The 14,910-nt window shown below is 61.3% G+C and carries 13 protein-coding genes; 4 read left to right on the forward strand and 9 right to left on the reverse strand.

The window, feature by feature from the left end; all coding sequences use genetic code 11:
- Positions 1-313: 313 nt before the first annotated feature.
- Together LGH74_RS08295 and LGH74_RS08300 are read right to left on the reverse strand one after the other, a co-directional pair.
- Positions 314-1,348: a lipase family protein gene (locus LGH74_RS08295; RefSeq protein ID WP_226174461.1), complete on the reverse strand. Its 1,035-nt coding sequence runs from the start codon at positions 1,346-1,348 to the stop codon at positions 314-316.
- A 491-nt stretch (positions 1,349-1,839) separates the two neighbouring features.
- Positions 1,840-2,547, reverse strand: a complete 708-nt coding sequence (locus LGH74_RS08300; RefSeq protein ID WP_226174462.1) for a hypothetical protein — start codon at positions 2,545-2,547, stop codon at positions 1,840-1,842.
- Positions 2,548-2,706: 159 nt separating this feature from the next.
- Between LGH74_RS08300 and LGH74_RS08305 the strand changes: the two genes are divergently transcribed.
- A complete protein-coding gene (locus LGH74_RS08305; RefSeq protein ID WP_226174470.1) occupies positions 2,707-3,138 on the forward strand; it encodes an EamA family transporter in 432 nt (143 codons plus the stop codon).
- A gap of 185 nt (positions 3,139-3,323) precedes the next feature.
- Here the strand turns inward: LGH74_RS08305 and LGH74_RS08310 are convergent, their stop codons facing one another.
- Positions 3,324-4,235 (reverse strand): NAD(P)/FAD-dependent oxidoreductase, encoded by a 912-nt coding sequence (locus tag LGH74_RS08310; protein ID WP_226174472.1) that lies wholly within the window; start codon positions 4,233-4,235, stop codon positions 3,324-3,326.
- Positions 4,236-4,450: 215 nt separating this feature from the next.
- A complete protein-coding gene (locus LGH74_RS08315) occupies positions 4,451-5,395 on the reverse strand; it encodes an NAD(P)-dependent alcohol dehydrogenase (RefSeq protein ID WP_226174474.1) in 945 nt (314 codons plus the stop codon).
- Between the two features lie 242 nt (positions 5,396-5,637).
- Between LGH74_RS08315 and LGH74_RS08320 the strand changes: the two genes are divergently transcribed.
- Entirely contained in the window at positions 5,638-6,759 is a 1,122-nt protein-coding gene (locus tag LGH74_RS08320) for a hypothetical protein (RefSeq protein WP_226174475.1), read from the forward strand.
- 204 nt (positions 6,760-6,963) lie between these two features.
- On the opposite strand, the gene LGH74_RS08325 is transcribed toward LGH74_RS08320, so the two are convergent.
- The 3 genes from LGH74_RS08325 to LGH74_RS25075 all read right to left on the reverse strand — a co-directional run bounded on the left by LGH74_RS08325 (position 6,964) and on the right by LGH74_RS25075 (position 10,884).
- On the reverse strand, positions 6,964-7,677 hold the full coding sequence (locus tag LGH74_RS08325; protein WP_226174477.1) for a carbonic anhydrase: 714 nt from the start codon (positions 7,675-7,677) through the stop codon (positions 6,964-6,966).
- Positions 7,678-7,731: 54 nt separating this feature from the next.
- On the reverse strand, positions 7,732-9,363 hold the full coding sequence (locus tag LGH74_RS08330) for a SulP family inorganic anion transporter (RefSeq protein ID WP_226174480.1): 1,632 nt from the start codon (positions 9,361-9,363) through the stop codon (positions 7,732-7,734).
- A gap of 123 nt (positions 9,364-9,486) precedes the next feature.
- The gene (locus tag LGH74_RS25075; protein ID WP_226174482.1) at positions 9,487-10,884 is read right to left on the reverse strand and encodes a sensor histidine kinase; all 1,398 of its coding nucleotides are present in this window, start codon (positions 10,882-10,884) and stop codon (positions 9,487-9,489) included.
- 235 nt (positions 10,885-11,119) lie between these two features.
- Here LGH74_RS25075 and LGH74_RS08340 point away from each other — a divergent pair, with 235 nt between their 5' ends.
- On the forward strand, positions 11,120-11,791 hold the full coding sequence (locus LGH74_RS08340) for a sce7726 family protein (RefSeq protein WP_226174491.1): 672 nt from the start codon (positions 11,120-11,122) through the stop codon (positions 11,789-11,791).
- On the opposite strand, the gene dinB is transcribed toward LGH74_RS08340, so the two are convergent.
- Both dinB and LGH74_RS08350 read right to left on the reverse strand, forming a co-directional pair.
- Positions 11,781-12,860: a DNA polymerase IV gene (dinB, locus tag LGH74_RS08345; RefSeq protein ID WP_226174498.1), complete on the reverse strand. Its 1,080-nt coding sequence runs from the start codon at positions 12,858-12,860 to the stop codon at positions 11,781-11,783. The genes LGH74_RS08340 and dinB overlap by 11 nt on opposite strands.
- A gap of 287 nt (positions 12,861-13,147) precedes the next feature.
- Positions 13,148-13,825 carry a response regulator transcription factor gene (locus LGH74_RS08350; protein WP_226174500.1) on the reverse strand — a complete coding sequence of 226 codons (678 nt, stop codon included), beginning with the start codon at positions 13,823-13,825 and terminating at the stop codon, positions 13,148-13,150.
- A gap of 275 nt (positions 13,826-14,100) precedes the next feature.
- On the opposite strand from LGH74_RS08350, the gene LGH74_RS08355 reads away from it, so the two are divergent.
- Positions 14,101-14,889 (forward strand): polysaccharide biosynthesis/export family protein, encoded by a 789-nt coding sequence (locus LGH74_RS08355; RefSeq protein ID WP_226174503.1) that lies wholly within the window; start codon positions 14,101-14,103, stop codon positions 14,887-14,889.
- Positions 14,890-14,910 lie beyond the last annotated feature (21 nt).

Below are 14,910 nucleotides of genomic sequence, written 5' to 3' on the forward strand. Positions count from 1 at the left end.
GCTGAGGTTAACGCTGATTTCGCTGGCCGGAGCCGGCAGGGAATCAACAAAGATACGCCGGGAAAAGGTCGTTTGTAGGGTGGGCTTCTGCCCTGCCGCCGGCGCAAAAAAGTCCGGCCCCGCCCAAAAGGGGCCAGGCCGGACCGGCAACGTTTCTGCCTCAGCTACTTGGCGGGCAAATGGCCAGAACCATGTAGAGACGCATACTTGCGTCTCCTCGTTGAACGACGGATTAGCACCGTAACATCAGCAACGGTGTAGAGACGCAAGTATGCGTCTCTACATCGTGCTGACTGGCCCGAAATGCGGAATACTACCCAACCGGCGCGGCCGTACGGGGCACTACCTGCCCGTTGGTGGCGCGGCGCACCTGGGTGGGCAGGGCCACATGGGGCGCGGGGTGGGCCAGGGCGTACACTTCCTGCAGGCGGGCCAGTAGCTCGCCCCGGCTTAGGGCCGGCACGGCCAGGCTCTGCATCCAGATACCAAACTCGGCATCGGTGAAGGTGCCATCGGCCCACACCTGGGGCGTGAGGGCCAGGGCATGGGTCAGCACGGTTTGCAGGTTGGCCAGGCTGTGGTTCGACAGCGGATTCTCCTCCAGCAGATGGTAGGCGCGGAAAGCCGTCTGGAACTGCGCCCCCACCGACACGTAGCCCAGGTCTGCCAGCGGGTAGTCGGGCACGGCATCGTGGTAGTTGATGACGCGGGTAATGGTGGCGCTTACCCCCAGCGTGTCGCAGAGCTGGCCCCAGGCGGCGTCGCCCACGCGGGGACTGGCAAAGTTGAGGTTGGTGACCTTGAGGCCGGGCCGCGACACGGCCACGTCGAGGGAAAACAGCTGGCTCAGGGCGGCCCCCAGACTGTGGCCCGTCACGAGCAGTTCGGTGGGCTTGAGGGAATCGAGCAGCTCAAATAGCGTCTGCTGCATCGACTGGGGCATGGTGCCGGCCAGGGAGTACACCTCGTAGAAGCCGGCCTCCACCAGCACCGAGGCGGGAACCTGGGCGGCGTTGGCGGCGGGCACAAATGCCCGCTTGTCGAGGAAGGCGTCTTCGAAGATATCCAGGTGCGAAGAGGTGCCCCGGAAGGCAATGAGCAGCTGGTTGGTACCAGGCGCTGTCGACTGAAAGATCAGGCCGTACTTTTCGGCGGTGCCGAGGGAGCCGATAACCCCATCCCAGCCCTGAAAGCGGGCCAGGAACCGGTAGCCCGCCGGCGTGGCAAAGGTGCCGGTGCTGAAATCGTTGTAGGCCGCCAGCGAGGCCGCGGCCAGCAGCAGGGTCAGGGCGGGGTCAATGTACGACAGGTCGGCGGTGGCCGGGGCGGCGGGGGTAGGAGTTGGCATAGCGCAGAGGAAAACAGGAAGCGTGAAGGATAGAACAGCCCGCCGGACTACACCACCAGCGGCCCCCAAATATCACGCCTGCGCCGCCCCGCCCTATGCGTAAAACTACCTGATTTTAGGGCCCGGTATGTTTACCTGTCGGCCGCCAGCATGGCGGTAACCCTAGAGTCCGACGGCGTAGAGCTGGAGTACCTCTACCCCACCGAGTTGCTGCGCACCCGCCCATAACCCACGGTACGTGCGTACCAACACCTCCCCGTTCCCCGAAAGCCGACAGTACGCGCGTACCATGCCCACCCCAACGGCGCGAAGCCCGTGGTACGCGCGTACCGTGTCCGTTTTGACAGCAAAAAGCCCGTGGTACGCGCGTACCACGCTGCATTTGGGGCAGTGGAGGTCGTGGTACGCGCGTACTATGCCCATTTTGGCAGCAAAAAGCCCGTGGTACGCGCGTACCACGGGCTTTTTGTTATTAAAAGGCTTCCTGGCACTTATTGGTGCAGGTTCTGTAGCGTCTTGGGTGTTTTCTTACCTGCTTTCGAAATGAGCGCCTTGCTCAGATCGAAGTGGGCGGCTACGCGCTGGGGCTGCTCGTAGTAGCTGAGCAGCAGCTGGGCGTAGGCCCGGAACAGCTGGCGGGCGGTGGCTTCGCGGCCGTCGTGGAGGTCGGTGCGCTGGGCCGAGTTGGCCGATTGGGCGCCGTCGGCCTGCTCCAGGGCGGCTTTCAGGCGTTGGTATACCTGCTGGCCCTCGGTGCGAATGGCGGCCGGGAAGGTTTCGGGGCGGGCATCGAGGGCCGTGAGGAAGGCACTGAAAGCGGCGAGTGCCTTTTCCTGGCTGCTCCCCGTGAGGGCGGCGCGGCCCTGAGGAAAAATGGCTTTGAGGTCGGCCGAGCCCTCGTCGAAACTGGGATTGACGTGCTTGCGCTCCACGCGCTTCACGTAGGCTTTGAAATCGAGCAGCGCCTGGGCCGCCGTGATGGTAGCACCCTGGGCCTCGCCCGAAAGCTGCCCGCTGTGGGCGGCGGTGTAGGCGCTCAGGGCCGCATCCAGATCCTGAATAACGGGTTTGTAGGTGGTAGCCGCCTCGGGGCTTTGGCGCAGGGCCTGGAGCGTGAAGCCGGCCATTTCGCCAAACTCGGCGCGGTTGAGGCGCAGGTTCAGAAAGAAATTAGCAAAGCGGGATTTGTACTTGGACATAAAAGAAGGATAAAAGAAAATGGATAGATAACCGGACTCCGGGCGCGGGGCCGGGACGGAAATATAGCCGTATTGCCATCATAAACTACTATCCGCCACCGGCCCGCGTCTCGTACAGCTGAGAATCGTTTTACTCTTTTCACTTCCGGGCTGCTCTTTATGTGGATTGTCTTTTCGTTGCTGGCCGCGCTGTCGGCCGCTGTAGTCGTTACCCTATCGAAAGTTGGTATCAAGAACGTGGAGCCCAGCGTGGCCTTTGCCGTGCAGTCGGTCCTGATTATCATCGTGGCCTGGGGCGTGGTGGCGTGGCAGGGCCATTTGCCCACCGTGGCCGGCATCGAGGCCCGCACCTGGGGCTTTTTGGTGGCGGCGGGCATCATCACCTGCGTCTCGTCGCTGCTCTCGTTTCAGGCCCTGAAGCTGGGCCAGGCCTCCCAGACGTCCTCGTTCGACAAAATTTCCCTGGTCTTTTCCATCCTGCTGGCCGTGGTGTTTCTCAAGGAGAAAGTAACCTGGCAGCTGCTGCTGGGTGCCGCCCTCATGGCCGGCGGCGCCATCCTGATTGCCTTTTCCAAGCCTGAAGCGAGTTGAGTTAATGTGCTAATGTGGTTGAATGTGCTCAGGTGCTAATGCGGGGAATGTGCTGAATGTGTCATTGCGAGGAGAGACGACGAAGCAATCCGTCCTCTGCGCAGTACGACACTACCTTTTACCAAAAACCTCTTTCCCGTTGGTACGAGAAAGGGGTTTTGCACGTCCGGCAAGGCTATGGGGCCTTACCACACCCGCTCGGCAATCAGCTCGTGGTTCAGCATGGCTCCTGCTTTCGAGCCGGCCGCTACGGCTGCTGCCACGGCCCGCATGGGGGTGGTAGCGTCGCCGGCCGCGTAAATGCCCGCCACGCTGGTTTTCTGCATCTCATCTACCTGCAGGTGGCCCAGCTCGGTGAGGGCGCAGCCCAGCGCGGCCGGCAGCGGACTGGACTGCTCGAAGGGCACGCGGGCAAACAGGGCGGTGCGTTCAATGGAGCGGCCCTCGCGCAGCCGGAGGTGTTGCAACTGCCCGCTTTCGTGCACCAGCTGGGTTATTTCGCCTTCTTCTACCCTAATGCCGGCCGCTCGCAATTGCCGGGTGTGCTCGGCCGTGAGGGTGGCGGGGCCATTGGTGAAGAGCGTCAGCTGCGGCGTCCAGTGACGAATGAGGCGGGCAAACTCGAAGCCTATTTCGCCGTTGCCCAGCACGCCCAGCGGCTGCCCGTGCACTTCGTAGCCGTGGCAATACGGGCAATGCAGCACCGAAATACCCCAGCACTCGGCAAAGCCCGGCAGCGCGGGCAGCAGGTCGCGCACACCCGTGGCAAAAATGAGCTTGCGGGCCGTAATGGTGTGGCCCGCCGCCGTGGTTACGGCAAAGCCGGTGGGCTGCCGGGTGGCGGCCACGGCCTGCTCCGCCACAAACGTAACCGTGGGATAGGCCAGCACCTGGGCGCGGCCCCGCTCCCGGATAGCGGCGGGGGTTTCGCCGTCCTGAGTCAGGAAGTTGTGGGCGTGCGGCGTCTGGCGGTTGCAGGGCTGGCCGCTATCCAGCACTACCACACGCCGCAGCGCCCGACCCAGCGACATAGCCGCGGCTAGTCCGGCGTAGCTGCCGCCAATAATCAAGACCTCGGTTTGAGTTATGTTTTCCATGAGTTGCGCGGATACTAATGAGTAGTAGAAGGAATGAGCAGGTCGCCAGGGTCCAGTCTTTTGGGCCAGCTGTGCCGCCTGGGCATGGGCAGCAGCGGTAAAGCAAAAGCGAAGGTACACAAATGCAACTAAGTTGCATTTGTGTACCTTCGCTTTATTCCGGTCATCTGCTTTCAGGGCTCCTGAAACCCTGGCAGCGCTGTGAAAAACTTCTCTTACTCCACCGTCAGCACGATTTTACCGGCGGCGCGGCCGGCCTCGCTGTAGCGGTGGGCTTCGGCGGTTTCAGCCAGCGGAAAGGTTTTGTCGATGATGGGGCGTAGGGTGCCGGCCTGCAGCCAGGCCGAAATCAAGGCCATGTCGGTGCCCCTGTTGGAAGCCAGCAACATGCTCATCTTCTTGGTGGAAAACACCGACACCAGGGCGCCGGCGGCCACGTCTTTGGGCTCGGGCGCGGTGGTTACGTAGCGGCCATTGCGGCGCAGGGCGTTTTTGCTGGCCAAGTAGCTGCTTTTAGCCACGGCATCAAAAATGAGGTCGTAGCGGCTGGCCTCCTGGGTGAAATCCTGGTCGTGGTGGTTCAGGACCCGGTCGGCGCCGAGGCTGCGCACCAGCTCGGCATTGTCGGGGCCGCACACGCCAGTAACCTCGCCCGCGCCGAGGGCCTTGGCCAGCTGCACGGCAAATGTGCCCACCCCGCCCGAGGCCCCATTAATCAGGACCCGGTCGCCGGAGAGCAGCTGGCCCTTGTCGCGCAGGGCCTGCAGGGCCGTGAGGGCCCCGAGCGGCACAGCTGCCGCTTCTGCGAAGCTCAGCTTTTCCGGAATAAAGGCCGCTGCCTCGTGGGGCAGCACGGCATACTCGGCATTGGCCCCGCCCACCCCGTCGGGCATGCCATAGACCCGGTCGCCGGGCTGGAAGCGTGTCACGTTTTCGCCCACGGCGGCTACCGTGCCGGCCACGTCGCGGCCCGGAATCTTGGGGAAGCTCTGGCCCGTGAGCAGCTTCATGTTGCCGGCCCGCACTTTCCAGTCGACGGGATTGACGCTGCTGGCCTGCACGCGCACCAGAATCTGGTCGGCGTGGGGCGTGGGCGTGGGCTGCTCGCCGTAGTGCAGCACCTCGGCCGGGCCGTAGTGTTCGAAGTAAATGGCTTTCATGGGAAACAGGCAAGTTGTAGCCTAGGCTTACGTAGCAGGTCGGGGGTAGTGTTGTGCTTCACGCTTATGGGCCCCGCTCCACGACACTATTTGCGCGGCTTTGGTGTCTGAAGGCTAGCCACTCCCGGGGCCGGCTGTGCTGTGCCAGCCCGACTGCCGGGACCGAATCTTCGCTATACGCTGCGGCAATGATGCCTTTTCGATTAAGCCTACTACGGCTTCTATTCTGCTTTCTTTCCGTTGTGTCGGCCGCTTTTTCCGGGCCGCTGCCAGCAGCGGCGCAGCCGGCGCCTACCGGCTTGCACCTAGTACTACAGCCCGCTACCACCGTTTTCCCGAGCAAAGAATTTTATGTGGCCCGCATCATCGATGAGCGGCCCAGCCGCGGGGCTGTGGCTTGGTTACTGATGCCACCGACCAGGCCCGGGCAGCCGGCGGCGGTGCACCCAACCGATTTGCAGGGCGGCGGAATGGCGGCTATCCGGCAGTTTATTGCCCAGAGCCTACCCCGGGGCACCAGTCGCCGGCCCCTGACCATTCGGCTGCAGGAGTGCCGGGTAACGGAAACAGCCGCGCCGGGCCAGCCCGCGCAGGTAGACGGCCGCATTGCTCTGAAAATGACCCTGGAATGGCAGCGGGAGGGCGAAACTATTGCCCTGACCGACTACCGGGGCGCAGCCCGCTACCGCCGCCCTTTAAACCAGCCGGCCGTGGTGGAGCCCGCGCTGCGCCAGGCCCTGACCGAGGCCCTGCGCTACTGCCACAGCTGGGTAACCACGCAAGCCCCCACTAGCCTGAAGCTGGCTACCGGCCTGCGGCTGCGCTTCACCGACTACCGGCAGCAGACCGAGCCCGACACGCTTTTTTACGACCCTGCCCTGCCACTGGCCTGGGCCGACTTCACGGCGCCGGCACGGACGGGCAAGTATGCGGCAGCGGTGTTTCCCAGCTTTTCCTACGCCGGGCAGCCCCGCGTGGTGCAAGGCGTGCTACAGCTCAATTTGAATCTGAAAGTATTTGTGGTCCGCAGCTCGTCGTGGGTAGCCGTGCGCGACGCGTATAATCTCAACCACGAGCAGCGCCACTTCGACCTGGTGAAGCTGGTGGCCGAGCGGTATAAGCGCCGCCTCACGCCCGAGCGCCTCACGCTGAAAGACTATAACAGCATCCTGCAGTACGAATACCTGGTGGCCTTTCAGGAAATGAACCGGCTGCAGGAACAGTATGATGCCGAAACCCACGGTGGCCAGGATACCGTGGCGCAGGAACGGTGGAACCAGCGCATCGAGGCCGAATTGCGGCAGTACGGCGTGGGCCCGGGCAGCAAAGCCGGCGCGGTGGCGGGCCAGGAGTCGGGGCAATAGTGGCGGTGAGTGGCAATTTGTGTTCGGTAGGCATAGCACAAAAAAAGGCCGCAGCCAAGGGCTGCGGCCTTTTCAACCACACATAGACTATTGATAGTCTGGCATCTGACAGCCAGGCTGCCAGATCTTCTTAGCTGACTTTGTGCAGCAGCAGTTCCTCTTCTTGGCCGCTTCTGCGCGTCGACTTGTTGTTTACCGACGACTTTACGACACCTTGCCTTCCTGGATATCTTCGGCTACTTCCTCGGCGTGTTTAACGTCTTCGATGCCGTAGATATGCTGAAACTCGTTGAGGGCATCATCGGCCTCCACTTTGAGGTCGTGCAGCACGCCGTCGTTGATGTCGTACACCAGGCCGTGCAGACGCGGCGGGTCGACACTCTGCATGGCATTCTGGATGATGTTGGTTTTGGTCAGGTTACGCACCTGCTCAATAACGTTCAACTCCACCAGGCGCCGCAGTTGCTTTTCCTTGTCGGTAATGCTCGTGAATTCGGTTTCGTGCAGGCGCACCACGTCTTTAATATGCGTCAGCCAGTTGTCGATCAGGCCATACTGCTTGTTGGAAGCAGCCGCGGCCACGCCACCGCAGCCGTAGTGCCCCACCACCATGATGTCTTTCACACCCAGTACCTCCACGGCGTACTGCAGTACGGCCAGCAGGTTCATATCGGAGTGTACTACCAGATTGGCAATGTTGCGATGCACGAACATTTCGCCGGGGCCGGTGCCGGTAATGGCGCTGGCGGGCACCCGCGAATCGGAGCAGCCAATGAACAGGTAACGAGGCTTCTGACCTTCGGCAAGTTTATGGAAATACTCAGGGTCGGCCGCTTTCTTTTCCTCAACCCATTTACGGTTGTTGGTCATGATGCGGTCCATTGCGGCAGCCGATTCGTCGGAGGGGTTGTGTGTCATGAAACAGGTGGATTTTGCGGGGTATTCGAAATAAGATTTGGAGAACAGAGGCGGCTAGTGCCCTAGCACTTCTACTTGCGGAATGCCGCGCAACTCCAGCTCTATGTTGCGCTCAGCAGCCGTGAGACGGAAGTTCTCGATGGCCTCCAGCACGTCGTAGTCGATGACTTCAGAATCGGTGCCGTCAAGAATTACTTTGGTGCCGGGGGCCAGGCGCTCAAAAGTAGTTACGAGACTAGCTTTGTTCAGGAACGAAACATGCTCACTTAGTTTTAGGTGCATTACGCCTGGCTCGTGGGTTGGCTCGCTGTGGAAGTAGTAAGCCGACTCCAGATTGGCCTTTAGAATGTAGAAGATACCCAGGGCCAAGCCTATTGCTACGCCTTTGAGCAGATCGGTGAAGAGAATAGCCAGTACCGTAACGATGAAAGGCAGAAATTGCTCCCAGCCCAAGCGCCACTGCGAGCGGTAGAGGGCCGGCTTGGTTAGCTTAAAGCCCACCATCAGCAGCACGGCGGCCAACGCCGACAGCGGAATCAGATTCAGTACCGAAGCCAGAAACAGCAGGCTACCCAGCAGCAGCAGGCCGTGAATGAAGGCCGACATCTTGGTTTGAGCACCAGAGTTGATGTTGGCCGAGCTGCGGACGATAACGGCCGTTAGCGGCAGACCGCCGAGCAAACCACTGATCAGATTGCCTACCCCCTGGGCCTTCAGCTCCCGGTTTTGGGGCGTGTGGCGCTTGTGCGGGTCGAGCTTATCGACGGCCTCCACGCTGAGCAGCGTTTCGATAGAAGCCACGATGGCAATAGTGAAAGCCACTACGTAGGTGCTGCCGCGGGTCAGGGCCGACCAGTCAGGGAAGGTCAGCACGCCGGCCAGGTCGCCAAGGGACGATATTTTTGGCAGCTTCACCAGGTGCTCGGGCCGCACCTGCAGATCGGGAGCTACGCTACTCAGCACCAAGTTCATCACGATGGACAGCACTACTACAATCAGGGCTCCGGGTACCAGCTTGAGGGCCGCAATGCTCTTTACCGGCTTGCTTTCCCAGATCATCAGCACGGCCAACGACACCAGACCAATGAGGGCCGAGCCCCAGCTGATGGCCTTGCTGGCCGCGGCAATGGCGCTGAAGGTATTTTGCCCGTTGAACTGCAGAAAAGACATATCCTCGAAGTAGTCGGTATCGGCCCCGAGGAAGTGGGGTATCTGCTTCAGAATCAGAATGAGTCCAATAGCGGCCAGCATGCCTTTGATAACCGAAGAGGGAAAGTACATACCGATGATGCCGGCCTTGGCAAAGCCCAGCGCCAACTGAATAAGGCCGGCCACGACCGTAGCAGCCAGCACGGCCTCAAACGAGCCCAGGGTGCTGATGGCCGACAGCATAATGGCCGTGAGGCCGGCGGCCGGACCACTCACGCTCAGGTGCGAGCCGCTCATCCAGGCCACTACTGTTCCACCCACAATGCCGGCAATGATGCCCGACAGCAGCGGCGCACCCGAGGCCAGGGAAATACCCAAGCACAGCGGCAGCGCCACCAGGAATACAACCAAGCCGGAAGGAGCGTCCTTGGACAGGGAGTGTAAATAGTTAGCCGACGGTGGTGTCGATGAAGGAGGCGCGGAAGAAACAGAATTGGCTGCGGGTGCCGGGGCAGTTTTGATCATAGAAGAAGTCATACGGCAGAAGAATGACTGCCCACCAGGACAGAGGTTCGCTACGATATGCTGCAATACTAGGCCTGCGTAGTTAAGACCGCGTTAAAAGTGAATTAAAAGGACATTAAAACGTGAGTTTGAGGATCAGACGGAGGCCAACGGCAGCTGTAGCGTCACCTGAGTGCCCACGCCCAACTTACTGTCGACGCGGATACTACCGCCGTGCAAGGCCATAATCTTGGCCGTGAGCGGCAGCCCGATGCCGTGGCCGGGCACGGTTCGAATGGCTTCGGCCCGGAAGAAGGGCACAAACACCTGCTGCCGGTCGGCCTCGGTCATGCCCACCCCCTCATCGACCACCTGCAGTTGCACCTGCCGCCCCACACAGGTCAGAATAGCCATGATGGGATGGTGGGTGTCTTTGGAAAACTTGCAGGCATTTTCCAGCACATTAAGCACAGCCGAGAGCAGCAGCGGCTCATTGCCCATCACCTCAAAGGCTCCGCCGTCGGCGGCTGGCTCGCCAAATTCCAGGTCGATGCGGAACGTGGGCTGGCGGCGCAGCACCTCTTCGTGGGCCTGTAGCAGCAGCTCATCGAGGCGCACCAGGGCCAGAGGCACCTGCGAGGGGTCGTCGGAGGCGCGGGCAATCTGCAGCAGGCCATTGGTAAGAGCCGTCAGCATACGGGCCGCGTCGAGGGTGCTTTGCAGCACGCGCCGGTATTCGGTGGGGTTGCGCTCCTGCAGCAGGGCCACTTCCAGCTCGCCGGTGAGTACCGTAAGCGGGGTGCGCAGCTCGTGGGAGGCGTCGCGCACGAAGGTGCGCTGCCCGGCAAAGGCCGTTTCGAGCCGGTCGAGCAGGCTGTTGAAGCGCTGGGCCAGGTGCGACACCTCATCCTGCCCATCGGCCTGGGAAAGGCGGCGGTGCAAGTCGAAAGCGGTGATGGTATCGACTTCCTGCACAATGCGCTGCATGGGCCGCAGGGCCTGGCCGGCAAAAATCCAGCCTACCACGCCCACAATTATAAAGCTAATGAGCAAGCCGCCGCCCAGAATATTGCGCAGCGTGCGTTGCTCCACCTGGCTGTCGGCATCCACGGACGAGGCCACCACCACGAAGTCGCCGCGGCGGGCGTCGCGGTAAAGCAGGCCGACGGTCTGGCTGTGGTCGGCATTCAGCTCCACCAGGCTGCCGGCCTGCCGCACCCCGGCCAGCAGGCTGCTGGGCACGGGTTTGCCGGTTTGCTGACCTTCCCGAAACACCACCCGGTTGCTGGCATCGTACACCCGCACTTCCTCAGCGGGCAGGGTGCGGTAAAACTGGCGCAGGTAGCGGCGGTAAGAAGCCCGACTGTCTTCGTCGGCGCGGTTGGTACCATCTAGATACACGTGGGCTACAATACGAGCCCGGGCAAACAAACTATCGGTGAAGAAGTTGCGCCGCGACTGGTAGGTAAAGAAGTAGATTACCAGCGAAAAAAGGAGCAGCGTAACGGCCAGAATAGCGGAGAACTGCAAAGCCAGGCGCGTGCGGATGGTCACGGAAGAACAAGATTAGAAGTGAGGGCCAGCCGCGGCACAGTACCAGCCTGGCAAGTCGAAAAAGCCGGCCGGCTCTTGCTTGGGGCAGCAGCGGGAAGTAGCCAACAAAAGTAGAAAGAAGCAGCCGGCACCAATGTTTTGTTTCCGACCACAGCCAGCAAATCCCTTTCCTATATAGCGGCGCAACCCAACTGAGGACCTTACTTTTGCACTCTGCCTCCTGCCCTGCCGCCCGATGAACGACCCGGAAATTCGCGCTTTGCTCTACCCGCTGCTCACCGGCGGCATCTACGTGGATGAGCTGCCCACCGGCACCACCCGCGCCGACGTGGTGCACATCACCGACGACTTTATGCACGGCTACGAGGTGAAAGGCGACGGCGACACGCTGCAGCGCGTGAGCAACCAGCTGCGCTGCTACGCCGAGGTCTACGATTTCGTCACGTTCATCGTCACCGAGAAGCACCTGCTCAAGCTCTTGCCGCTGCTGCCCGAGTGGGTGGGTGTACTGGTAGCCTGCGAAACGGAACTGCGCCCGTACCGGGCAGCCCGCTACAACGCCACCGTAGCCCCGGCCCCGCTGGCGGCCCTGCTGCTGCTCGACGAGGTGAAGCAGTTCCTGCTGGCCCGGGGGCTGCGGGGCGTGAGCCAGCTGCGGCGGGCCGAAGTTCACCAGCTGCTGCGCACCACCCACGCCATTCCGCTCTCCAGCCTGGCCCGGCACGTGCGCGAGCGGCTGATTCTGCGGATGCCCCAGCGCCTGCTCGACCGTGCCGAGCGGAAGCTGGAGCGGCAGCGCCTAGCCCCGCTGCGGCAGAAGCGCAAACGGAGCCAAGCCGTAACGCCCGGGCGGCGCAAAGCCGCCGGCAAAAAGCGCAAGCCAGCCGCTAAAAAGGCTAAAAAATAAGTATCAGCTGCTGCCCGGCCGTGGTTTCAGGCGTGGTCAGGTTCGATACCGATACGCCCAGCAGCCGCACTCCTTTGGGTAGCGGCAGCAACGGCAGCAGCAGCTCGTGGCACACCTGCTCCAATAGCGTCTTGCTGCTGATGGGCGCCAGCGTGGTGCGGCTGCGCGTGATTTGCTGAAAGTCGGCGTACTTCACTTTCACCGTGATGGTGCGGCCCCACACCTCGGTACGCTGGCAGTAGTCCCACACCGAGTCCAGCTCGGGCTGCAGACCGGCCAGCAGTTCCTCGTGGGTCAGCAGGTCATGCTCGAAGGTGTTTTCGGAGCCGATGGACTTGCGGAGCCGGTCGGGCACCACAGGGCGGTGGTCTTCGGCGCGGGCAATGGCGTAGTAGTAGCCGCCGGCCTTGCCGAAGTGCTGACGCAGAAAGGCTTCCGACTGCTGCCGTAAGTCGAGGCCGGTGAAGATGCCTAGCTGGTTGAGGCGGGCCGCCGTAACGTGCCCGATACCGTGAAACTGCCCTACGCTCAGCGTTTCGACGAAGGCCAGGCCCTGGGCGGGCTTGATAACGAACTGGCCGTTGGGCTTGCGGTAGTCGGAAGCCAGCTTGGCCAGAAACTTATTGTAGGAGATGCCTGCCGAGGCCGTCAGTCCGGTTTCGGCCAGGATGCGCGCCCGGATTTCCTCGGCCAGCCGCGTGGCCGACGCCACGTTTTTCAGGTTGTGGGTCACGTCGAGGTAGGCCTCGTCCAGCGACAGGGGCTCGATGAGGGGCGTGTACTCGGCGAAAATATCCCGGATCTGGCGCGAAATGGCCTTGTATACCTCAAAGCGGGGCTTCACAAAAATCAGCTCGGGGCACTTGCGCTGCGCCGTTACGGAAGCCATGGCCGAGCGGACGCCAAACTGCCGCGCCTCGTAGCTGGCAGCCGCCACCACGCCCCGCTGCCGGGAGCCGCCCACGGCCACGGGCCGGCCGCGTAGCGCCGGGTTGTCGCGCTGCTCCACCGAGGCATAGAAGGCATCCATGTCGAGGTGAATGATTTTCCGGTGTTCTGCCGCCTGCACGCTTCGTTTGCTTAAGGCGGCAATTTACGACGCTGCTGACAGAAGAATATCATGCTTACTCTGTCATGCTGAGCTTTTGCGAGGGACCTTTCTCGCCTACCCTACTGCCCCCGATACCAACGTAGAAAGCCCTTTACCACTGGCGCGGCAAAGGGCTTTTCGCATTGATTTAAGCTTGTTACTGAGGCAAGGAAGGTCCTTCACCCCGCTTCGCTGCATGCCGGATGACCGGGTAAACAACATCAGCCCGCGAGGTTTCTCGGCTTCGCTCGGAATGACGTTCTGCTTTACTCCTCGCGCATCACGTAGCCCATGCCCACCAGCGTGTGGATGAGCTTGGGGGTGAAGTCCTTATCTACTTTTTTGCGCAGAAAGTTGATGTACACGTCGATGACGTTGGAGCCGGTGTCGAAGCTGGTTTCCCAGACTTGCTCTAGAATATCAACCCGGGATACAACGCGGCCCTGGTTGCGGAGCAGGTACTCGAGCAGGGCAAACTCGCGGGCCGTAAGCTGAATAGGCTGCCCGGCGCGCTGCACGAGCTTGCGCGAGGGGTCCAGGGTAAGATCGACGAGGCGCAGCACGGTGTCGCCGGTGGGGCCTTCGTGGCGGCGGCGCACCAGGGCCCGGATGCGGGCCAGCAGCTCCTGAAAGGCGAAGGGCTTCACTAGGTAGTCGTCGGCGCCGGCATCGAGGCCCCGGATTTTGTCGTCGGTTTCGCCCAAGGCCGTCAGCATCAGAATGGGCACCGACGAGTTTTGGGTCCGCACCTGCCGGCACACGTCGAGGCCGCTGAGGCCGGGCAGCAGGTTGTCGAGAATGAGCAGGTCGTAGGGGTTGCTCAAGGCTAGGCGCAGGCCGGTGACGCCGTCGGTGGCAATGTCCACGGCGTGGGTTTGTTCGGTCAGGCCCTTGTGCAGGAACGAAGCCACCTTGGGCTCATCTTCAACCAGCAGAATTTTCATGCAAATGGATTTGAGCTACTACAGCGCAACAAGGTAAGATGTTCAGCGCGGCTACGGAAGAGCTTGAAATTGGGAGCTAAAAAGCATCATCATGCAGTACAATTATTTATGAGAATTATTTAAATTATACTTGACTTTGTGGAATCAATACAATACGTTTATGGAAATCTTCTATATCCGGGTTTACTCGGAAAGTTCTGTTCTGTTTCCTTTTTGACTGCTTTTTGACAGGAAGGAAATGCCGCCCTCGTCCCCCTACCCTAGCCTTTATTCATATGCACTCTTTCCAATTGACCAGTCTGATTCGTGTGGTGTTGTTTACTGCGGTGTGGTGGCTTAGTGGATGTGTGGCGCAGCAGCAGCTGCCTTACCTGCAGGGTAAGGAGTATTCGACCCAAAACCCGATGAACGTGGCCAACGAACGGCTCGTCTACCGGATTCAGGCCAGTGACGTGCTCAGCATCCGGGTGCAGAGCGTGCAGCCGGCCCTGAACGACATTTTCAACATTACCGACACGCGGGCCGTGTTTTCGGGCGACCCGAGCAACCTGTTTCTGGCTGGCTACTCCGTGGATGAAGCCGGCAACATCAACCTGCCCACCGTGGGCAAGGTGAAAGTGGAAGGCCTCACCCTCGACCAGGCCCAGACGCTGGTGCAGCAGCAGGTGAGCAAGTACGTGCGCGACGCCAACGTGCTGGTGAAGCTGCTCAGCTTTAAAGTAACAGTGCTCGGCGAGGTGAAGGCCCCGGGCCGCTACTTCATTTACAACGCCCAGGCCACACTGCTCGAAGGCCTGGGCCTGGCCGGCGACCTGACCGAATTCGGTAACCGCCAGAACGTGAAGCTGATCCGACAGACGGCTTCGGGCTCAGAAGTGGTGCTGCTCGACCTGACCGACCCGAACCTGCTCAAATCCAAATACTACTACCTGCTCCCCAACGATGCCCTGTACGTGGAGCCGCTGAAGGCCCGCACGGCCCGGGGCAATGCCAACAACCTGGGCCTCGTGTTTGCCGGCGTTTCGTCGCTGGTGCTGATTCTGAGCTACCTGAAAGTGTTTTAGCCTATTCGCCTATTGTTTTCC

Origin of the sequence: Hymenobacter lucidus, from assembly GCF_020447265.1 — a bacterium.
Lineage (GTDB): Bacteria > Bacteroidota > Bacteroidia > Cytophagales > Hymenobacteraceae > Hymenobacter > Hymenobacter lucidus.